Annotated in this window: 23 protein-coding genes and 1 other annotated feature; all 23 genes read left to right on the top strand. The window is 42.0% G+C overall.

Features of this window, described 5'->3' with window-relative positions; translation table 11 throughout:
• The first annotated feature begins 151 nt into the window (after window positions 1–151).
• The 23 genes from spoIIGA (at window position 152) to MKZ05_RS07620 (ending at window position 20,181) form a co-directional block, all read left to right on the top strand.
• Window positions 152–1,081, top strand: a complete 930-nt coding sequence (gene spoIIGA, locus MKZ05_RS07510) for a sigma-E processing peptidase SpoIIGA (protein WP_251191301.1) — start codon at window positions 152–154, stop codon at window positions 1,079–1,081.
• Window positions 1,082–1,139: 58 nt separating this feature from the next.
• Window positions 1,140–1,859: an RNA polymerase sporulation sigma factor SigE gene (gene sigE, locus MKZ05_RS07515; protein WP_339162048.1), complete on the top strand. Its 720-nt coding sequence runs from the start codon at window positions 1,140–1,142 to the stop codon at window positions 1,857–1,859.
• Between the two features lie 143 nt (window positions 1,860–2,002).
• Complete coding sequence (gene sigG, locus MKZ05_RS07520; protein ID WP_003211879.1) at window positions 2,003–2,782, top strand: RNA polymerase sporulation sigma factor SigG; 780 nt, start codon at window positions 2,003–2,005, stop codon at window positions 2,780–2,782.
• Window positions 2,783–2,933: 151 nt separating this feature from the next.
• Complete coding sequence (locus tag MKZ05_RS07525; RefSeq protein WP_050945093.1) at window positions 2,934–3,872, top strand: sugar-binding transcriptional regulator; 939 nt, start codon at window positions 2,934–2,936, stop codon at window positions 3,870–3,872.
• A gap of 245 nt (window positions 3,873–4,117) precedes the next feature.
• Entirely contained in the window at window positions 4,118–5,362 is a 1,245-nt protein-coding gene (locus MKZ05_RS07530) for an SAF domain-containing protein (RefSeq protein ID WP_003212501.1), read from the top strand.
• 12 nt (window positions 5,363–5,374) lie between these two features.
• Entirely contained in the window at window positions 5,375–5,806 is a 432-nt protein-coding gene (locus MKZ05_RS07535) for a transcriptional regulator GutM (RefSeq protein WP_339162050.1), read from the top strand.
• Window positions 5,807–5,824: 18 nt separating this feature from the next.
• On the top strand, window positions 5,825–6,355 hold the full coding sequence (locus MKZ05_RS07540) for a PTS glucitol/sorbitol transporter subunit IIC (protein ID WP_003210918.1): 531 nt from the start codon (window positions 5,825–5,827) through the stop codon (window positions 6,353–6,355).
• A gap of 13 nt (window positions 6,356–6,368) precedes the next feature.
• Window positions 6,369–7,379 carry a PTS glucitol/sorbitol transporter subunit IIB gene (locus MKZ05_RS07545; protein ID WP_050945092.1) on the top strand — a complete coding sequence of 337 codons (1,011 nt, stop codon included), beginning with the start codon at window positions 6,369–6,371 and terminating at the stop codon, window positions 7,377–7,379.
• 26 nt (window positions 7,380–7,405) lie between these two features.
• Complete coding sequence (locus MKZ05_RS07550) at window positions 7,406–7,762, top strand: PTS glucitol/sorbitol transporter subunit IIA (protein ID WP_007499733.1); 357 nt, start codon at window positions 7,406–7,408, stop codon at window positions 7,760–7,762.
• A gap of 130 nt (window positions 7,763–7,892) precedes the next feature.
• Window positions 7,893–8,669, top strand: coding sequence for an ABC transporter ATP-binding protein (locus tag MKZ05_RS07555; protein ID WP_339162054.1), 777 nt, complete (start codon window positions 7,893–7,895; stop codon window positions 8,667–8,669).
• Between the two features lie 79 nt (window positions 8,670–8,748).
• Window positions 8,749–8,985, top strand: a complete 237-nt coding sequence (locus tag MKZ05_RS07560) for a YlmC/YmxH family sporulation protein (RefSeq protein ID WP_008344958.1) — start codon at window positions 8,749–8,751, stop codon at window positions 8,983–8,985.
• 212 nt (window positions 8,986–9,197) lie between these two features.
• Entirely contained in the window at window positions 9,198–10,061 is an 864-nt protein-coding gene (gene pgeF, locus MKZ05_RS07565; protein ID WP_212045841.1) for a peptidoglycan editing factor PgeF, read from the top strand.
• Window positions 10,062–10,067: 6 nt separating this feature from the next.
• A complete protein-coding gene (locus tag MKZ05_RS07570) occupies window positions 10,068–10,757 on the top strand; it encodes a YggS family pyridoxal phosphate-dependent enzyme (RefSeq protein WP_137054661.1) in 690 nt (229 codons plus the stop codon).
• Between the two features lies 1 nt (window position 10,758).
• Window positions 10,759–11,217 (top strand): cell division protein SepF, encoded by a 459-nt coding sequence (gene sepF, locus MKZ05_RS07575; protein ID WP_003212271.1) that lies wholly within the window; start codon window positions 10,759–10,761, stop codon window positions 11,215–11,217.
• A gap of 6 nt (window positions 11,218–11,223) precedes the next feature.
• Window positions 11,224–11,505, top strand: a complete 282-nt coding sequence (locus MKZ05_RS07580; RefSeq protein WP_050945089.1) for a YggT family protein — start codon at window positions 11,224–11,226, stop codon at window positions 11,503–11,505.
• Window positions 11,506–11,558: 53 nt separating this feature from the next.
• Window positions 11,559–12,335: an RNA-binding protein gene (locus tag MKZ05_RS07585; protein ID WP_226805151.1), complete on the top strand. Its 777-nt coding sequence runs from the start codon at window positions 11,559–11,561 to the stop codon at window positions 12,333–12,335.
• Between the two features lie 26 nt (window positions 12,336–12,361).
• Complete coding sequence (locus tag MKZ05_RS07590) at window positions 12,362–12,856, top strand: DivIVA domain-containing protein (protein WP_003211323.1); 495 nt, start codon at window positions 12,362–12,364, stop codon at window positions 12,854–12,856.
• 61 nt (window positions 12,857–12,917) lie between these two features.
• Window positions 12,918–13,153, top strand: a binding site (T-box leader).
• A gap of 59 nt (window positions 13,154–13,212) precedes the next feature.
• Window positions 13,213–15,978 carry an isoleucine--tRNA ligase gene (gene ileS / locus MKZ05_RS07595; RefSeq protein ID WP_339162060.1) on the top strand — a complete coding sequence of 922 codons (2,766 nt, stop codon included), beginning with the start codon at window positions 13,213–13,215 and terminating at the stop codon, window positions 15,976–15,978.
• Window positions 15,979–16,138: 160 nt separating this feature from the next.
• Entirely contained in the window at window positions 16,139–16,513 is a 375-nt protein-coding gene (locus MKZ05_RS07600; protein WP_050945086.1) for a TraR/DksA family transcriptional regulator, read from the top strand.
• Between the two features lie 94 nt (window positions 16,514–16,607).
• Entirely contained in the window at window positions 16,608–17,075 is a 468-nt protein-coding gene (gene lspA / locus MKZ05_RS07605; protein WP_003212011.1) for a signal peptidase II, read from the top strand.
• The gene (locus MKZ05_RS07610; RefSeq protein WP_253622633.1) at window positions 17,072–17,986 is read left to right on the top strand and encodes an RluA family pseudouridine synthase; all 915 of its coding nucleotides are present in this window, start codon (window positions 17,072–17,074) and stop codon (window positions 17,984–17,986) included. The genes lspA and MKZ05_RS07610 overlap by 4 nt, the downstream gene beginning before the upstream one ends.
• 170 nt (window positions 17,987–18,156) lie before the next feature.
• A complete protein-coding gene (gene pyrR, locus MKZ05_RS07615) occupies window positions 18,157–18,699 on the top strand; it encodes a bifunctional pyr operon transcriptional regulator/uracil phosphoribosyltransferase PyrR (RefSeq protein ID WP_003211705.1) in 543 nt (180 codons plus the stop codon).
• Between the two features lie 153 nt (window positions 18,700–18,852).
• A complete protein-coding gene (locus MKZ05_RS07620) occupies window positions 18,853–20,181 on the top strand; it encodes a solute carrier family 23 protein (RefSeq protein WP_050945084.1) in 1,329 nt (442 codons plus the stop codon).
• Window positions 20,182–20,253: the final 72 nt, after the last annotated feature.

Here is a 20,253-nt window from a genome sequence, read left to right on the forward strand (position 1 = left end):
ATTCCTCGACAAAAACAATAACAATCCACCAAAAGTTCTCTATCATCCCCAACAAGAATTGACAGACTTCCATCTCATGACTGTTTTATACTGGTACAAACAAGTGCAAGTACTGCTTTTGATTCTTTGTTTCAGATGAAAGGAGCAGAAGGTGGTCATTTATTTAGATGTGATTTGGCTGTTAAACTTTTGTTTTGATCTATTGCTTCTCTTACTCACTGCATTTATTCTCAAACGACAAGTAAAAAAAAGGCGATATATGTTAGGAGCTCTCATTGGATCGAGCATTGTTCTCTTGCTCTTTACACCATTTGCAATGGTTGTGTCACACCCTTTAGGCAAACTACTTTTTTCTATCTTCATCGTTCTTGCAACCTTTGGTTTTCAAAGATTTCGTTCCTTTTTTCAAAATCTGTTTGCTTTTTACTTTGTAACATTTTTGATGGGAGGAGGCATGATTGGGGTTCATTCATTTTTGCAAACCAATACAGTGATTCAAGATGGCCTGCTGATTTCACAAAATGATGGCTTTGGTGATCCGATTAGCTGGCTTTTTGTTTTAACTGGGTTTCCAGCGATTTGGCTGTTTTCAAAGAAAAGATTAGGCGAGGTGGGTACGAAAAAAAGACAGGTTGATGAACAAGTGCTTGTGGAAATACACATTCATGGAGAGACCATCCGTTTAAAGGGACTCGTCGATTCTGGCAACCAGCTGTATGATCCTATGACAAAAACACCTGTCATGATCGTCCAGGCCGACCAGCTAACGGCCATTTGCGGAGAGCCATTTATAGAGCTCATGAAACAGTCTCATCCTGTTGAAGTCATGCAAAAGATCGATGATCAATTTCCTCTTCTTGATCGATTAAGACTTGTTCCATATCGAGCGGTCGGTCATGATCACGGCTTTCTACTATGCCTAAAACCAGATACAGTCTTCATTTATTCAAAGACGCATATGATTCAGCCAGCTAAGTGTTTTGTTGGGTTGAGTCTCAGCGGTTTATCGGCAGATCAGGAATTTCAATCCATCATTCATCCAGATATGTTAGACGGGAAAATCATCCAGGGGGTGTCGTAGTTTTTGGTGATGTCTTTTATCTTACGAGGTCAACTTGACATTTAGAAGGGAGAAGAAGATGAAAAAATTAAAATTTAAACTCACTTACTACTGGTATAAACTCCTCATGAAGCTAGGTCTAAAGAGTGATGAAATTTATTATATTGGTGGAAGTGAAGCGCTCCCGCCTCCATTATCAAAGGATGAAGAGCAGGAGCTGCTTGTCAAATTACCAAAGGGTGATCAAACCGCAAGAGCGATTCTAATCGAAAGAAATTTGCGTTTAGTCGTTTACATCGCAAGAAAATTTGAAAACACAGGTATTAATATTGAGGATTTAATCAGTATCGGAACCATTGGTCTGATCAAAGCAGTCAATACATTTAACCCAGAAAAAAAGATCAAGCTTGCAACATATGCTTCGAGATGTATTGAAAATGAGATTTTGATGTACTTACGTCGAAATAATAAAATCCGGTCAGAAGTTTCGTTTGATGAGCCGCTCAACATTGATTGGGACGGAAATGAACTGCTTTTATCAGACGTACTTGGAACAGATGATGATATTATCACACGCGATATTGAAGCAAATGTGGATAAAAAATTGCTGAAAAAAGCGCTCGAGCAATTAAATGACCGCGAAAAGCAGATCATGGAACTAAGATTTGGCTTAATTGGTGGTGAGGAAAAAACCCAAAAAGATGTCGCTGACATGCTTGGGATTTCACAGTCTTATATTTCGAGGCTTGAAAAAAGAATTATTAAACGATTAAAAAAAGAATTTAATAAAATGGTCTAAAAATTTTTTTAAAAAAGCTCTGTCCCTGCACTGTCAAAGGAAACAACCTTTTTTTTCATGATTCTCGTCATCGCTCGTGCATATTTTTCCATCCCAAGGAGATACTGAACTTTGTACAACAGCTCCTGTAGGGAGGGAAAAAAGTGTCCAGAAATAAAGTGGAAATCTGCGGAGTCGACACCTCCAAGCTGCCTGTTCTGAAAAACGACGAGATGAGAAAATTGTTCAGACAGCTGCAAGATGAGGGTGACGATACAGCAAGAGAAAAGCTAGTCAATGGCAATTTACGGTTGGTTTTAAGTGTGATTCAGCGTTTTAACAACAGAGGCGAATATGTCGACGATCTCTTCCAAGTAGGCTGTATCGGATTAATGAAATCAATTGATAATTTTGATTTAAGCCACAATGTCAGATTTTCAACTTATGCGGTTCCTATGATCATAGGAGAAATCCGTCGATACTTGCGTGATAACAACCCGATTCGGGTGTCTCGCTCGCTAAGAGATATTGCCTATAAGGCACTTCAGGTCCGTGAGAGGCTGATTAGTGAGACAAGCAAGGAGCCAACAGCAGAAGACATTGCCAAAGTGCTGGAAGTGCCTCATGAGGAAATTGTCTTTGCCCTAGATGCAATTCAAGATCCTGTATCTTTGTTTGAACCGATCTATAATGACGGAGGAGATCCGATTTATGTGATGGATCAAATTAGTGATGAACGGAACAAAGACACACAATGGGTGGAAGAATTGGCCTTAAAAGAGGGCATGCGTAGGTTGAACGACAGGGAAAAAATGATTCTTCGCAAACGCTTCTTCCAGGGCAAAACGCAAATGGAAGTTGCCGAAGAGATCGGGATTTCTCAGGCACAAGTCTCTAGGCTTGAAAAAGCAGCCATCAAACAAATGAATAAAAACATCTTTTAAAGCCGCCGCTTCATGTGCGGCTTTTTTCATTCTTATGAGAGAACACTCCTCTAGTATTGACTCTGTTATTTTTTTCATTTAATCTGTTTTTAACAAATGTTATTTTAGATAGCATTTGTTAGGGAACATTTAAGCGGAAAGAAGGGTTATTATGACATTCCATGATGAAAGAAGGCTGCTCATTAAGGTTGCGCATATGTATTATGAAGAAGGCGCCACTCAATCTAACATTGCAGAAGCGGTTGGGGTTAGCCGTTCGCTCATATCGAAATATTTGGCAAAAGCACGTGAAGCAGGAATCGTGGAAATCATTATTCATGATGAAGTCAACCAACAGTATGGATCGTTAGAAAGAAAAATAGAACGTAAATATGGGCTCCGAGAAGTCGTCTGTGTGGAAACACTCAGCAAAGACACAACCAAAAGCCGAATCGGTGCCGCGGCGGCAAGCTTTTTATTAAAAGTGATGAAGGATGGACAAGTTATTGGGTTTTCCTCTGGGACAACGCTGCATGAGATGGCGAAAGCGGTTACGTCTGTTCAGCACTATCCATCCGTGACATTTGTTCCGCTTGTCGGAGGTGTGGGAAATGAAGATGTCGATATCCACGCCAACTATATTATTGCGAGATGCACAGAGGCGCTCAAATCTAAATGTGAGTTTTTACATGTACCTGTCATGCTTGATACGAAAGAAGCGAAAGATGTACTGATCCGACAGCCGTCAATCAAAAAAGTGATTGAACTAGGAGAATCATCAAATATCGCGGTTGTCGGAATTGGTGGTGTTCCGCAGCATTCAACGATGGTGAAATCTTATATGACAAGCGGTGAAGAGGACATCCTTCAAGCAAAGGATGTAGCAGGTGACATTTGCTATAACTTTATTGATCATCAAGGGGAAGTATATCCCCACCCATGGAACGACCGGGTGATGGGCATAAGCCCCCAAAAGCTAAAAGAAATTCCACTTGTCATAGGTGTCGCTGGTGGCGAAGAAAAAATTGAAGCAATTCGGGCGGCATTAGCAGGTGGATTAATTCATGTATTAATTACCGATGAACGAACTGGAGATGCCTTATTAAAGTAACTACCTAATATCATTAGGTAGTTTTTTTTTGAGTCTTTAGACTCAAAAAGATTGAAAATTTTATCGATTTTAGCTTGACACAAAGTTGACACATCATATAAACTAAGTTCATAACAAATGATAAACAAAATAACAAATGTTACAAGAAACAGATTTTTGTTAATTTTTATAACATTTGTTAAAAGTTTCAGATTATATTTCTAGCAATCTATTGAGAAGCAAGAAAACCTGAAAGGATGATTTAGATGTCAATCTATCAACAATTGTTAGCTCGAGAACGCAGTGGAGATCCAATCAAAGTAGGGATTATTGGAGCAGGCCAAATGGGCTTTGGACTCATTTCACAAATTTCTAAAATTCCAGGCATGATTGTTGCTGGTGTTTGTGATATTCACCTTAGTGCAGCAGAGAAGGCAGCGAATTTTTACAAGCAGCATGCAAAGCCGCATCAAATGGTTGTCACAAATGATTACAGAGAAGTGATTCAATCAGATTCCGTAGAAGTTGTCGTAGATGCAACAGGTGTCCCAGAGGTCGGAGCAAACATTTCTTTGGAAGCGCTTAATTCAAAAAAACATCTCGTTCTTTTAAATGTAGAAGTTGATATTACCATCGGGTTGGTCATGCATAAGTTATTCACAAATGCAGGACTTGTTTACTCAGGATCAGCTGGAGACGAACCAGCAGCAACACTAGAATTATATGAATTTGCGAAAACAATGGGTCTTGAGGTACTCGTTGCAGGGAAAGGAAAGAACAACCCATTCTTCCCAGAAGCAAATCCAGATACGTGTCAAGCAGAAGCAGATAGTAAACATATGAGTTCACATATGCTGGCTGCATTCCAGGACGGAACAAAAACAATGGCGGAAATGAACTTGTTAAGTAACGCGACTGGGCTTCTGCCAGATAAAGTCGGTATGCACGGAGTCGAAGCCAATTTAGAAAATGTAGCAGATAAATTGAATCAAAAACAGCAAGGCGGCGTGCTCGACAACTTCGGAGTCGTTGAATATGTAAATGGACTTGCACCAGGTGTATTTGTCATCGTGAAGAGTGACCTTGAGCCAGTAGATGAAGAGCTGCGCTACTTAAAAGTTGGAAAAGGCCCACACTACACACTTTACCGTCCTTTCCACTTAGCGAGTCTTGAAACACCTGTTACCATCGCAAAAGCGGTCTTACAGCATGATTCATCCATTCACCCAATTGGTGTACCAGTATCAGAAACAGTCGCTGTGGCAAAAAGAGATATTAAAGCTGGAGAATCACTTGACGGGATTGGCGGATACTCTGTAAGAGGTGTTCTTGAAACACATCAAGACATGAAAACGAACGGCCACATTCCAATTGGTTTAATTAGCGGAAAAGTCGTAGCGAAAAAAGACATCAAATTAGGACAATTCCTGACTCATGATGATGTAGAGCTTGATTCAAACACAACGGTCTGGAAGCTGCGATCATTACAAGATCATTTATTTCAATCATAAGGACGTGAAGCTGTGGAAAAATTAGCGATCGTACTTTGTATCATTCTCATTGTGCAGTACGGGTTATCTTTTATTCAAATCAAGTACTACCGCAAGAGCATGGATTCATTTATTGATGATTACAGAGGGAAGCAGGGCTATCACTTATTTTCAGGAATGGAGCGGCGCAAAGTTGGCCCTGGAGCCATTGCGCTCATCATTGTAGATGAATCGTATATCATTCAAAAATGCCATGTGCTTGGCGGTGTGTCGATCTTATCTAAATTTAAAGAAGTCCCTTCATATGAAGGAAAGCATGTAGGGGCTGTGTTAGACGAGCACCATATGATGAAGCAGACGTTGAAAAAACGCAAAAAGGGGCCAGCTGTCATGCACGCACTTTCCATGGCGGCTGAACAGGCACTTGTCTCGATTTCGAAAAAAAATATAACAAATGTGAACTAAAGAAAGGGGAGATGAAACATGGAATGGATTCAATGGTTTGGAGAGCACTTTATCGGAATGTTTGAAGCCGGCGGAAAGCAATTCATGGGTCTTGTTACAGGTATCGTTCCAACGCTTGTTGTGTTACTTACTTTCACTTATGCTGTCATGAAGTTTATTGGAGAAGAGCGAGTGAATAGAGCGATTCAGTTTGCTGCGAAATATACCATTTTGCGCTACACGTTAATGCCGATCTTATCCGTTCTTATTTTGACAAACCCGATGGCTTATACGTTTGGCCGCTTCTTACCCGAAAAACAAAAACCAGCATTCTATGATTCAGCTGTTTCATTTGTTCATCCGGTGACATCACTGTTTCCGTATGCCAACGCAGGAGAACTGTTTGTCTACTTAGGGATTGCGAACGGTATTAAAGAAGCAGGATACTCAATGTCAGAGCTTGCTGTACGGTACTTCTTAGTCGGGATCGTCGTCATTTTACTTCGCGGTATTATTACTGAATGGATTACAAAGTACTTAGCAGGAAAAATGAAAGCGAATTCACAATAGGGGAGGGTTAGACATGACAAACCACAAAGTATTTGTTGCAAAAGGTGCTGGCGGATGGGGAGAAGGCTTGGAGCTTGAACCAACCGGTAAAAAAAGAAAGGTTGTTTCCATTACAGGGGGAGGCATTCACCCAGTTGCACGTAAAATTGCAGAAATGACAGGGACAGAAGCATGTGACGGCTTTAAAAACTCGATACCAGAAGATGAAATGATGTGTGTTGTCATTGACTGCGGAGGAACCGCACGAATCGGACTTTATCCAATGAAGCGCATTCCAACTGTAGACGTTTTGGCATCCTCTCCTTCTGGACCGCTTGCAAAACATATTACAGAGGATATCTTCGTATCAGGCGTCACAGAAAAAGATATTTCCTTTGCGGATGCATCAAGTGGTGAGGAAAAAGTAGAAGGTCAGGAAAACAGTGAGCCGATTGACAAGGAGAATTTCAAAGAAACCTATTCAAAACTGAAAGAGGAAAATCTCGAGCGTCAGGAAAAAGGTAATTTCCTGATGAGGTTCTCAAGAGGAATTGGGAAAGTTACCGGTACGTTCTACCAGGCTGGCCGTGATTCCGTTGATATGCTTTTGAAAAACATTATTCCATTCATGGCATTTGTCAGTATGTTAATTGGAATTATCAATTATACAAAAATTGGTGACTTGATTGCCCATTTTCTATCACCATTGGCAGGATCTATATGGGGACTCTTACTGCTCGTTGTGGTCTGTACATTGCCATTCCTATCACCTGTCTTAGGACCTGGTGCAGTCATTGCACAAGTAATCGGTGTTCTCATTGGTAGTCAAATTGCACTAGGAAATATCCCGCCTCAATTTGCACTTCCTGCACTATTTGCCATCAACGGTCAAGTAGGGTGTGATTTCATTCCAGTGGGTCTGTCACTTGGTGAAGCGAAGCCGGAAACGGTACAATATGGAGTACCAGCTGTTTTGTATAGCCGTCTCATTACAGGGGTTCTATCTGTTGTGATCGCATACGCTGCCAGCTTCGGTATGTATTAAACGTATTAAAGGAGGAATCGATATACATGGTCACACAATCTGTCGTAAAAGAAATCGGGATCTTAGTCCCGCAATTTAAAGAAGATAAGCTGATTGTTTTATTTGGACCCGCAGCGCCGCAGGAATTAAGAGATATGTCCGTCATTCATGAGTTCGAACATTTAGAAGAAGAGCCGTTGAAACTGGGCGGTACCATTCAAGTGGGCGATCAAACGTACACGATCACAGCCCTCGGCAATAAAGCAAATGACAACTTTAAAGAACTCGGCCATATTTCGATCTACTTCCAAGAGCCGTTTGATGATGTATTACCGGGAGCTGTCTTTGCATCCCCGCACACGTTTCCTGATATAAAAGAAGGCGTACGAATTGAAATTTCGTAGCTATGAAGAAAAGCTGTTCCGTAGAAGGAGCAGCTTTTTTTATGTGAGGTTTACCAGAAAGAGCAATTGCGATATGCTGTAAACATTCATTATTTGTTTATTCAGAATTTTTACTCAGGGGGAAATGATGGTGTCACTTGAATTGAAGAATGTTTCATTAAAACGAAATGGAAAATGGCTGCTTCAGTCTGTTGACTGGCATGTGAACAAAGAGGAGCACTGGGTGCTTTACGGTTTAAATGGTGCGGGGAAAACCGCTTTATTAAATATGCTCTGCTCATATTATTTCCCTACATCAGGTGAGATGACCGTGCTGGGACATATCTTTGGCAAGGAGGCTCTTGGCGAAAAGCTCAGGAAGAAAATTGGCCTCATTTCTGCGGGACTTGAAAAGAAACTGCACAGAGACGACAATGCATTTGAAATTGTTCTCAGCGGGGCATTTGCCTCTATCGGGCTTTATGAAACCCCGACAGATGAGATAAGGGAGAAAGCCATTGATCTATTAAAAGCATTTGGTTCGTTCAAATATGCAAACCGGACATATGAAACCCTCTCGCAAGGAGAAAAGCAGAAAATCCTGATTGCGAGGGCTTTAATGAATGATCCCAAGCTCCTGATTTTAGATGAGCCTGTGACAGGTCTTGATTTTTTAGCAAGAGAACAGGTGCTGGAGACCATCTCATTCATTGCTTCAAAGCCTGATGCGCCTACTTTGCTTTACACGACCCATCATGCAGAAGAGATTTTGCCTGTTTTTCAGCACACCTTATTATTAAAAGATGGGACTGTTTTTGATCAAGGGAAAACAAAAGAGATGATGACAAGCGACTTGCTTTCTTCCTTCTTTGAATGTCCGGTAGATGTGATGTGGAGAAATGGCCGTCCTCATTTAAGTAAATTGTAGATAAAAGAAACTATTGGTCTGCGTCCCTGCTTTTCCATCATACATATTATAGTAGAAAACGAAAGGCGGGGAAGGACAGATGATCAGTATTTCTGAATTCCAAATCAAGGATGTTGTCGATGTGTCCAGCGGAAAAAAACTAGGCACCATTGGGGACATTGATATCAATGTTACGAGTGGTAAAATACAAGCAATCATTATCGGCGGTACAGGTAAAATGATGGGATTTTTCGGAAAAGAAGAGGAAATGATTGTCCCGTGGCGAAATATAGTAAAAATTGGCGAAGATGTGATACTTGTCCGATTGTCTTCTTAAAATTCGTATAACTCCTCAATGAATCATTTAATGATCCTTAACATAAGCTCTCCATTCTCAGCAAACAATGTCTTTTTCGGGTAAAAAGATTACGTTTTCATATCAATTTGCAAAAAAACCTGTAGAAAGGGCACATTTGAGTGTAATATTTAATGAATCCCACTAACTGTCTACGCATGTCTTGTGGTAAAATAGGAGCGATATAAAGAGAGATGAATGAAAGGTGGGAGGCAGCTTTGACACACAATTATGACCCCTTTCAGCAGAAATCACCTTATGCAATGATGATTCATGATTGGACGAACATGACATGTTCTGGTAAAGAGGTATTAGCCGGATTTACGACAAAAAATGGCGGCTTCAGCCTTTCTCCATATCAATCATTGAACACTGGACTCCATGTAGGAGATGATGCTTCTAGTGTCCAAATGAATCGTCAAGTCATAGCAGATGCTACTGCTGTGCCGCTCTCTGATTGGGTGTTTGCAGACCAAACACACGAGGACCGCATCAAGAAAGTCACCAAGGAGCAAAGAGGAAGAGGAAGTCTTCATTATCATGAGGCACTGCCTGGAACAGACGGCTTATATACGTCTGAACCGAACATCATGCTCGCTCTTTGTTTCGCCGATTGTGTTCCGCTTTATTTTCTAGCTCCGCAACATGGCCTCATCGGAACAGCCCATGCCGGATGGAAAGGAACCGTCAAACAAATTGGTGCAAAAATGGTAGATCTATGGGTCAACCAAGAAGGTGTTAAGACCGATCAAATACAAGTCGTCATTGGACCATCCATTGGCAGCTGTTGCTACATAGTTGATGATGTGGTCTTGAATCAAGTGAAACAGCTTCCCTTTTCTACAGAGGATGTGTATTCCGAGATATCACAAGGACAATATAAATTAGACTTAAAAACATTAAACAAAAACGTATTGCTACATGCAGGGATGAAAGAAGAAAACATACATGTCAGTTCGATGTGCACAAGCTGCAATGATCAGCTATTCTTCTCACACCGGCGTGATCAAGGAAAAACAGGACGTATGATGTCTTTTGTCGGGTTTAAGGAGGCATAAGAGCAATTGAATGTACGAGAGAATCTCAGACAAATAAATGAACAAATAAACGAAGCATGTAAAAGAGCCGGCCGGAACCCAGACGATATATCAGTCGTCGCTGTCACAAAATATGTCTCAATTGAACGAGCACAAGAAGCCAAGGAAGCAGGAATTTTGCATTTTGGTGAAAATCGTGACCAAGGGTTACTTGAAAAACAAGCGGCTATAACCGATGAAAGCATTAGCTGGCACTTCATCGGCAGTTTACAAACACGAAAAGTAAAATCTGTCATTCAGAGCATTGACTACTTACATTCGCTCGACAGGATCTCTCTTGCGAATGAAATTGAAAAAAGAGCGGATCACACGGTTCGCTGTTTTGTACAGGTGAACACATCGCTGGAGGAGTCAAAACATGGCTTACAAAGTGAAGACGTGATCCCATTTGTCAAGCAGCTCGCTGATTTCAAACACATTGAAATTGCTGGACTGATGACGATGGCTCCATTTACAGATGATCGCACTGTGATACGAAACTGCTTTAAAACATTAAAAAACCTTCAAGAAGAAGTAAAACATCTTAACCAAGTAAATGCACCTTGTCAGCATTTATCGATGGGCATGTCAAATGATTTTGAAATCGCAATTGAAGAAGGTGCGACATTCGTTCGGATTGGCTCTTCACTTGTTGGAAATGAAACAGGAGGTGCGTGACATGAGCATAAAAAATAAGTTTAAAAGCTTTTTCACTCTCGACGATGAAGAGTATGAGTACGAATATATTGATGAAGAAAGAGAACCAGTCCAAGAAGAAAAAGGAACAAAGGACAAAGCGGCATTTCAAGAGCGTCCGCAGACAGGAAAACAAAATGTCGTCAGCTTGCAAAGCGTGCAGAAATCCTCTAAAGTGGTGTTAAGTGAGCCGCGTGTTTATGCAGAAGCGCAGGAGATTGCAGACCATATTAAAAACAGACGTGCAGTCGTCGTCAATTTGCAGCGCATTCAGCACGATCAAGCAAAGCGAATCATCGACTTCTTAAGCGGCACTGTATATGCAATCGGTGGAGATATCCAGCGCATTGGCTCGAATATATTCCTCTGTACACCTGATAATGTAGATGTATCTGGCACAATATCAGAACTTTTGACAGAGGAAGAACCTCAGAGGTGGTAAATCATAGTGATTCTAAATTTGATTTTTAATTTTTTAGGAACGGTATTAACGATTTACTCATTCGCGATTATTATTTACATCTTTATGTCATGGGTGCCATCAGCAAGAGAAACATCAATTGGGCGTTTTCTGACAAATATTTGCGAACCATATTTAGAACCATTTCGTAAAATTATTCCGCCAATTGGCATGATTGACATCTCGCCAATTGTGGCATTGCTTGTGATTCGTTTTGCATCAACATATGGACTAACTGGTCTTTACAATATGATTGCACGCTTCATGTAGACAGGCTGCCGGGCTTGGCGCTGCCAGGCTCTTTTACATAAGAGGGGAACAAAATGAGCGATATTTATCAACATTTTAGAAAAGACGAACAGCCATTTGTCGACCAAGTGTTAGGCTGGAAAAAAATCGCACTCGACCAGTATCGAATGAAATTAACAGACTTTCTTGATCCGCGTGAGCAGTTTATTACCGAGTCCATCATCCAGCATGCTGATGAGCTTGGGATCATGTTTTTTGGCGGTTATGAGGGAGCGGAGCGCAAAAGAGCTCTCATTTATCCTGAATATTTACAACCGGCTACTCAGGATGCTGAGCTCTCTTATTTTCAGGTGAACTATGCGAAAAAGTTTATTTCGTTAGAACACCCGAAGCTCCTTGGTTCACTGATTGGGACAGGCTTGAAGCGTCAAAAATTTGGAGATTTGTTATTTTCAGAGGAAGATGTGCAGTTTATTTGTACGAGTGATGTCGCCGATTTTGTTCGGGCGCAGCTGACGCATGTCGGCAGAGCCTCCGTTTCATTAGAGGAAATCACGCAGGCAGATTTAAAGCCGGTTAAGAGCAAGACTGACATCAAGGAAGATACGATTTCTTCACTGCGGCTTGATGCGGTATGTGCTGCAATCAGCCGTCAGTCTCGGCAAAAGGCACAGCTTTTGGTCAAAAATGGGCTTGTCAAAGTTAACTGGAAAGTCACTGAGGACCCTTCCTTTACAATCGGCGAAGGCGATCAGCTCTCTGTTAGGGGATTTGGCCGCTTTAGCCTCAAAACGATTGATGGGAAGACAAAAAAAGATAAATTTAAAGTAACATTTGAGCTTCTGACATAACGAACTTGAATCTGGAGGTGGCGAGGTTGCCATTAACACCTAATGATATTCATAATAAAACGTTCACAAAAAGCTTTCGCGGCTATGACGAAGATGAAGTAAACGAGTTTTTAAGCCAAGTACGTAAAGATTACGAAATCGTGCTTCGCAAAAAGAATGAACTCGAAGAAAAAGTAAACGAGCTTGATGAAAGACTTGGTCATTTTGCGACAATTGAAGAGACATTAAACAAATCGATTCTTGTGGCGCAGGAAGCAGCTGAAGACGTCAAACGTCATTCTGATAAAGAAGCGAAATTGATCATTCGTGAAGCAGAGAAAAATGCAGATCGTATTATTAACGAAGCGCTATCAAAATCAAGAAAGATTGCGATGGAAATCGAAGAGCTGAAGAAGCAGTCGAAAGTCTTTAGAACTCGCTTCCAAATGCTCATCGAAGCTCAGCTTGATCTTCTAAAAAATGACGATTGGGATCATTTACTGGAATATGAAGTTGACGCTGTCTTTGACGAAAAAGAATAAGCGCATCACCTTGACATGACGTGTACAAGTTTCATATAATACCATCATAAATTAACAAGAGATAAACGTTTGAAAGGGACACTCGCAGTTGTCATATGCGTAATAAAGCGAATCAGGGATGGTGGAAGCCTGACATTACGAGATGCTGCAATGAGATCACCCCTTTAGTTCCTTTTCTGAAATGACCAGTAAGAAAAGGCGTCTGATCACGTTACGATTTTAGAGTGGATAAGCGGCTGTTTAAATAGCGCTTGTCTAAAAGGGTGGTACCGCGAGACAAGCCTTCTCGTCCCTTATGGGATGAGAGGGCTTTTTTTATTGTTTTTTAATCAGAATTTGCATATGGAGGAATGGGTATGAACTACAAAGACACCTTATTAATGCCGAAAACAGAATTCCCAATGAGAGGGAACTTGCCGAACAAAGAGCCTGAAATCCAAGAGGAGTGGGCAGAACAAGACATCTATCAAATGGTTTTAGAGCGGACAAAAGGACGCCCGACCTTTATTTTGCATGATGGACCTCCATATGCGAATGGTGACATTCATATGGGGCACGCACTCAATAAAATCCTAAAAGATTTTATTGTCCGTTTTAAATCAATGAATGGGTTCCACGCACCGTACGTACCGGGCTGGGATACACACGGCTTACCAATTGAAACAGCACTCACTAAAAATAAAAAAGTCAAACGTAAAGAAATGTCGACAGCTGAATTCCGCAAACTATGCGAGGAGTATGCATGGAAGCAAATCGAGGGTCAGCGCAATCAATTTAAGCGATTAGGCGTCAGAGCAGACTGGGACAATCCATATGTCACGTTAAAGCCTGAGTATGAAGCGCAGCAAATTCTTGTCTTCGGAGAAATGGCGAAGAGAGGCTATATTTACAAAGGACTAAAGCCTGTTAACTGGTCTCCTTCAAGTGAGTCAGCTCTTGCTGAAGCGGAAATTGAATATAAAGACAAACGTTCACCATCCATTTACGTTTCATTTAAAGTGAAAGATGGAAAAGGCGTACTTGAAAACGGCGAACAATTCATCATCTGGACAACAACACCTTGGACACTTCCTGCAAACCTTGGTATTTGTGTTCATCCAAACCTAGAGTACAGTGTTCTTCAAGTAGGTGCTGAGCGATATGTTGTCGCATCTGAGCTTGTTGAACAAGTGGCAAAAACGCTTGGCTTTGAAGAGTATGAAGTCGTGAAAACATTAAAAGGAAAAGAATTAGATAACGTCGTTGCAGAGCATCCGATCTATGGTAGAGATTCCCTTGTGATGCTTGGTGACCACGTGACAACGGATGCAGGTACAGGCTGTGTTCACACAGCACCAGGTCACGGGGAAGATGACTTTATTGTCAGCATGAAGTACGGTCTTGACGTACTATGTCCAGTAGACGAAAAAGGTGTCATGACAGAAGAAGCGCCTGGTTTTGAAGGTCTATTTTACGAGGATGCCAATAAAGCTATCACAGAACAGCTTGAAGCAAAAGGCGCGCTGAAAAAGCTCGACTTTATCACGCACTCCTACCCGCATGACTGGAGAACGAAAAAACCAACGATTTATCGTGCAACCGCTCAGTGGTTTGCTTCGATTAAAGACTTCAGAGAAGCGCTATTAGACAATATTAAAGAAACGAAATGGGTGCCAGCATGGGGCGAAACGCGCCTATTCAATATGGTGCGTGACAGAGGCGACTGGTGCATTTCAAGACAGCGTGTATGGGGCGTTCCAATTCCGGTCTTTTATGCAGAAAATGGTGAGCCGATCATCACAGATGAAACCATTCAGCATGTCTCTCAATTATTTAGAGAACATGGCTCGAATATTTGGTTTGAAAAAGAAGCGAAAGAACTATTGCCAGAAGGCTTTACACACCCAGGCAGTCCAAACGGTGAATTCACAAAAGAGCAGGACATCATGGATGTATGGTTTGATTCTGGTTCTTCTCACCAAGCTGTTTTAGAAGAAAGAGATGATCTTGTTCGTCCGGCAGACCTTTACCTTGAAGGCTCTGACCAATATCGCGGCTGGTTTAACTCTTCCTTATCAACAGCAGTTGCAGTCACTGGAAAAGCACCGTATAAAGGTGTTCTCAGCCACGGCTTTACGCTTGATAAAGAAGGACGCAAGATGAGTAAATCATTAGGCAATACAATTGACCCAACAAAGGTAGCGAAGCAGCTTGGGGCAGAGATTCTAAGACTTTGGGTATCTTCTGTCAACTATCAAGCCGATCACCCGGTGTCTGATGATATCTTAAAACAAGTAGCAGAGGTCTATCGTAAAATCCGTAACACGTTCCGCTTCCTGCATGGTAACCTATTTGACTTTGATCCAGCAGTCAATGCAGTACCTGTAGAAGAGCTTCGCGAAGTGGATCAATATATCTTGATCAAATTAAACAAATTGATTGATAAAGTGAAAAAGGCTTATGATGATTACGAATTTGCGGTCGTGTATCATGCGATTCACAATTTCTGTACAATTGAGCTAAGCTCTTTCTATCTCGACTTTGCAAAGGATGTCGTGTACATTGAGCATGCGGATCATCCAGACCGCCGTAGCATGCAGACGGTCTTCTACGAAACATTAATGGCATTAGTGAAGCTGACTGCACCAATTCTTCCGCATACAGCAGATGAATTATGGAGCCACTTAAGCTTTGTTGAAGAGCCAAGTGTTCAGTTAACAGATATGCCAGAAGGTGTGGCTGTTTCTCAAGCGGAAGCGACAGAAGCGAAGTTTGACCGCTTTATGGAAGTGCGTGACGATGTGCTAAAAGCGCTCGAAATTGCGCGTAACGAGAAAGTCATCGGACGTTCTCTTGAAGCAAGTGTGACCCTTTATGCGACAGAAGAAGTGAAAAACCTTCTTGCATCCATTAAAGAAGATGTGAAGCAGCTCTTTATCATCTCTGAATTAACGGTAGAAGATGAGCAAAATGCTGACACATCAGCACCTGAATACACTTCAGGAAGAATTTTGGTTCAAAAAGCAGAAGGAGAACTATGCGAACGTTCTCGTATTATTTCAAAAGATGTTGGTGCAAATCCGAAATATCCAACATTGTCACTGAAAAATGCTGAAATCGTGGAAAAATATTACCAGAATTAACAGTGTGATATGACCAACTAGCGCCCCGCCATATGCGGGGTGTTTTCTTTTTTGCGGAAATGACAGCGTTTAGAACGAAAGGAAAAATCTTATGGCTTTAAAGTGGACAGCCGGGGCAACAATATGATTATCACGACAGGGCAGGAGTTGAAATAGCGACATGAATGGCGATCTAGAGACGATTTACACGGAACTCCTTCAAATGAAAGAAGAGCTGCAAGCTAAACTGTTTGAATACGCATCATTTCGTTCACCCGCTGAGCATGTCTCAATGAACGAGGTCCAAACGGCAACGCTTCTTTATCACATCAAAGAAGAACTTCAAGATGTGTCTCTCGCTATTGCAAAAATTGAGCAAGGAACCTTTGGTATATGTGAGGCGACAGGTGATGTCATTCCGCTTGAACAAATGAGTATTCTTCCTACCGCCCGCACGGCTGACGACTTTTTATATCATAAGCAATACGAGAAAAAAGCATTCACTCCTTATCCTCATGAATCAGATGATTCTCATTTTGAAGCCTTCCATATGTAGGGAGGTTTTTGTCTGTCAACTAAAGTTTCTTTACTCCTTCCTGTTTTCTTGATAAAATGCATAAAGATCAAAGTATGAAGATGGAGGAACGTGTGTGTTCTATTACATAATCGCATTCGTGATGATTTGTTTAGATCAATTAACAAAATGGCTCATTGTCAAAAATATGATGCCCGGAGATTCTTATCCAGTGATTGATGGTTTCTTTTATATCACGTCTCACCGAAATTCAGGCGCCGCATGGGGAATTCTCCAAGGACAAATGTGGTTTTTCTATGTGATCACACTCGTTGTTATTGCGGGAATTGTTTATTATTTGCAAAAGCATGGGCAAAAGGACAAGCTGCTTGGAGTTGCACTGGCATTAATGCTTGGCGGAGCGATTGGAAACTTTATCGACCGTGTTTTCCGTCAGGAAGTGGTTGATTTTGCTCATTTCGTCTTTGGGAATTATCACTACCCAATCTTTAATATTGCAGATTCTTCTCTATGTGTAGGAGTTATTCTGCTCTTCATTCAAATGCTGTTAGATGGAAAGAAAACGAAGGAGTCAACTACATGAATCAAGTAAATATTGCCGTTTCAGAAGAACAAACGAGTGAACGGCTTGATAAATTTCTAAGCACGACAGAACCAGAATGGTCAAGAACCCAGGTCCAGCAGTGGGTAAAGGATGGGCTGATCGAAGTAAACGGGAAACAAGTGAAAGCCAATTACAAAGTACAAGCTGGAGATCAGATTAAAGTCGAGATTCCAGAACCAGAAGTACTAGATGTAGAAGCAGAACCAATGAATCTTGATATTTATTATGAGGATGCAGATGTGCTAGTGGTGAATAAACCACGAGGAATGGTCGTTCATCCAGCACCAGGTCACGTGTCAGGAACGCTTGTAAATGGCCTGATGGCACATTGCACGGACTTATCAGGGATTAATGGTGTGATGCGTCCTGGAATTGTCCATCGTATTGATAAAGACACATCTGGGCTGTTAATGGTCGCAAAAAACGATATGGCGCATGAATCACTCGTCAATCAGCTTGTGGCTAAAACTGTCACAAGAAAATATACGGCCGTTGTCCATGGCATCATTCAGCATGATACAGGCACAATTGATGCCCCAATTGGCAGAGACAAAAAAGACCGCCAAAGCATGACGGTCACAAAAGAAAGTGCAAAACAAGCAGTCACTCACTTTGATGTGATTGAACGCTTTCAGGATTTCACGGTGGTGGAGTGCCGACTTGAAACAGGAAGAACACACCAAATTCGTGTTCATATGAAATATATCGGCTATCCGCTTGCAGGAGATCCGAAATATGGACCGAGAAAGACAGTCGATTTCAATGGTCAGCTGCTTCATGCAGGTGTTTTAGGATTTGATCATCCAAGAACAGGTGAATATATCGAGTTCACAGCACCAGTTCCTGCTGATATGCAAGCTTTTATCGATTCATTAAGAAATAACGATTGACAGGCCGTTCTTTTTTTGAAATAATGAACGAAGAAATGAAGATTCTTTAAAACAGTCCAGAGAGGCTGAGAAGGATAACGGATCAATTTGTGCACGTGTATGCACAAATGAACGCCCCTCTCTGCCCTTTGCAGAAGGGGCTTTTTATTTGTCAAAAAGAGGTGTAAAAGATGGAACAAAAAGCAGTCATTCTTGATGAACAAGCGATCAGACGAGCGCTTACCCGAATTGCACATGAAATGATTGAGCGCAACAAAGGGATGAAAGATGTCATCCTTGCGGGGATCAAGACTAGAGGTATTCATCTTGCAAAGCGCCTTGCAGAGCGCATCGAGCAAATTGAAGGAAATCCAGTCATAGTGGGTGAACTTGATATTACGCTATACCGTGATGACCTGACAAAAAAGACAGAGAACCAAGACCCGCTTGTGAAGGGTGCAGACATTCCAGCTGACATTAATGACAAAACACTGATTGTCGTTGACGATGTCCTGTTTACAGGCAGAACCGTCAGAGCAGCCATGGATGCCCTTGTGGATGTAGGAAGACCATCTTCCATTCAGCTTGCTGTTCTCGTCGACCGGGGACACCGGGAGCTACCGATTCGAGCGGATTATATCGGGAAGAACATTCCGACATCAAAAGCAGAGACAGTTATGGTTCAACTGAATGAAGTAGATCAAAACGACCTTGTCGCTATATATGAAAAATAACCTTTTTAAATGCATTCCAGAGAGTTTGCAAAGAGGGCAATAACAGAGATACCAAGCACGGCAAACATGACGTGTACGGTTTTTCTAGGCCTCTTTGCGCGTACTCGCAAAGAGGCTTTTTTAATGAAAAAGGACACATCTAGGAGGAAAATCATGAGTCAGCAAAAAGCCAATTTAGGCATTCGAGATATCCCAAAACCGTTCACATGGCTGTCACTTAGCCTTCAGCATTTGTTTGCCATGTTTGGTGCAACCATTCTAGTACCAAAAATCATCGATATGAGTCCAGCGGTCGCGCTCATCTCAAGTGGTGTTGGAACCATAGTTTACTTAATCATCACAAGAGGCCAAATTCCAGCGTATCTTGGATCGTCCTTTGCTTTTATCGCCCCCATACTGAATGTGAAAGCCACAGGCGGCCCTGGAGCCGCCATGGTGGGTGCCTTCATGGCGGGTGTCGCTTATGCACTCATTGCACTATTTATTAAATGGCTCGGTACAGGCTGGCTGATGAAACTTCTACCGCCGGTCGTCGTAGGGCCGGTCATTATGGTCATCGGACTCGGACTCGCTGGAACAGCTGTCAACATGGCGATGTATGCTGATCCGAATGCAACCGAGCTTGTTTACAGCCTGAAGCACCTAATGGTCGCCGGCTTCACACTGGCTGTCACGATTATCAGCATGATTTTCCTAAGAGGATTCCTTAGCTTGATCCCAGTATTAATCGGCATTATCAGCGGCTATCTCTTTGCCTTATCACAAGGCATTGTGAACTTCCAGCCGGTCATTGATGCAAAATGGTTTGCTGTACCAGACTTCGTTGTACCATTTGTGGACTACACACCAGCTGTGACTTTAAGCATTCTCACCGTAATGGTGCCGGTTGCCTTTGTGACAATGTCTGAGCACATCGGCCACCAAGTGGTGTTAAGTAAAGTTGTCGGGCAAGATTTTATTAAAAAACCTGGTCTTCACCGCTCCATTTTAGGAGACAGTGCGGCGACAATCTTCGCTTCACTCATTGGCGGACCGCCGACAACAACGTATGGAGAGAATATCGGCGTCCTTGCCATCACAAGAGTGTTCAGTATCTTCGTCATCGGCGGAGCAGCAGTATTTGCAATCTGCTTCGGCTTTGTCGGAAAAATCTCAGCATTAATCAGTACAGTGCCGTCCGCGGTCATGGGAGGCGTTTCATTCCTGCTCTTTGGAATCATTGCCTCAAGCGGTCTGAGAATCCTGATTGATCATAAAGTGAATTTTGAAGAAAAGCGTAATCTCATTATCGCATCAGTCATCTTAGTCATCGGAATTGGAGGGGCATTCATTGAGGTGAAACAAATCAACCTCACACTATCTGGAATGGCACTTGCTGCCATCACGGGTGTCCTGTTGAACCTGATCCTGCCGCAGCAAAAAGCGGAGGATGACGAGTCAAATGAATCGAATACAGAAAACCTTTTAAAAGAAGTCCAGTGAGGCTGACAAGGGTTCTAAAATGAGCAGAATGCACGAACGTGCCGCTGCTTCTTTTGGAGAACCCTAAGCTGC

Origin of the sequence: Bacillus sp. FSL M8-0277 (genome assembly GCF_037975305.1) — a bacterium.
Lineage (GTDB): Bacteria > Bacillota > Bacilli > Bacillales > Bacillaceae > Bacillus > Bacillus pumilus.

What these genes read in the sequence shown, in the direction of transcription:
- MKZ05_RS07600 (WP_050945086.1), top strand. Translation starts at nt 16,139, where the DNA reads ATGAATGGCGATCTAGAGACGATTTACACGGAACTCCTTCAAATGAAA.
- MKZ05_RS07525 (WP_050945093.1), top strand. Translation starts at nt 2,934, where the DNA reads ATGACATTCCATGATGAAAGAAGGCTGCTCATTAAGGTTGCGCATATG.
- MKZ05_RS07585 (WP_226805151.1), top strand. Translation starts at nt 11,559, where the DNA reads ATGAGCGATATTTATCAACATTTTAGAAAAGACGAACAGCCATTTGTC.
- sigE (WP_339162048.1), top strand. Translation starts at nt 1,140, where the DNA reads ATGAAAAAATTAAAATTTAAACTCACTTACTACTGGTATAAACTCCTC.
- sepF (WP_003212271.1), top strand. Translation starts at nt 10,759, where the DNA reads ATGAGCATAAAAAATAAGTTTAAAAGCTTTTTCACTCTCGACGATGAA.
- MKZ05_RS07620 (WP_050945084.1), top strand. Translation starts at nt 18,853, where the DNA reads ATGAGTCAGCAAAAAGCCAATTTAGGCATTCGAGATATCCCAAAACCG.
- pyrR (WP_003211705.1), top strand. Translation starts at nt 18,157, where the DNA reads ATGGAACAAAAAGCAGTCATTCTTGATGAACAAGCGATCAGACGAGCG.
- MKZ05_RS07550 (WP_007499733.1), top strand. Translation starts at nt 7,406, where the DNA reads ATGGTCACACAATCTGTCGTAAAAGAAATCGGGATCTTAGTCCCGCAA.
- pgeF (WP_212045841.1), top strand. Translation starts at nt 9,198, where the DNA reads ATGAATGAAAGGTGGGAGGCAGCTTTGACACACAATTATGACCCCTTT.
- MKZ05_RS07610 (WP_253622633.1), top strand. Translation starts at nt 17,072, where the DNA reads ATGAATCAAGTAAATATTGCCGTTTCAGAAGAACAAACGAGTGAACGG.
- MKZ05_RS07545 (WP_050945092.1), top strand. Translation starts at nt 6,369, where the DNA reads ATGACAAACCACAAAGTATTTGTTGCAAAAGGTGCTGGCGGATGGGGA.
- MKZ05_RS07540 (WP_003210918.1), top strand. Translation starts at nt 5,825, where the DNA reads ATGGAATGGATTCAATGGTTTGGAGAGCACTTTATCGGAATGTTTGAA.
- MKZ05_RS07530 (WP_003212501.1), top strand. Translation starts at nt 4,118, where the DNA reads ATGTCAATCTATCAACAATTGTTAGCTCGAGAACGCAGTGGAGATCCA.
- ileS (WP_339162060.1), top strand. Translation starts at nt 13,213, where the DNA reads ATGAACTACAAAGACACCTTATTAATGCCGAAAACAGAATTCCCAATG.
- MKZ05_RS07560 (WP_008344958.1), top strand. Translation starts at nt 8,749, where the DNA reads ATGATCAGTATTTCTGAATTCCAAATCAAGGATGTTGTCGATGTGTCC.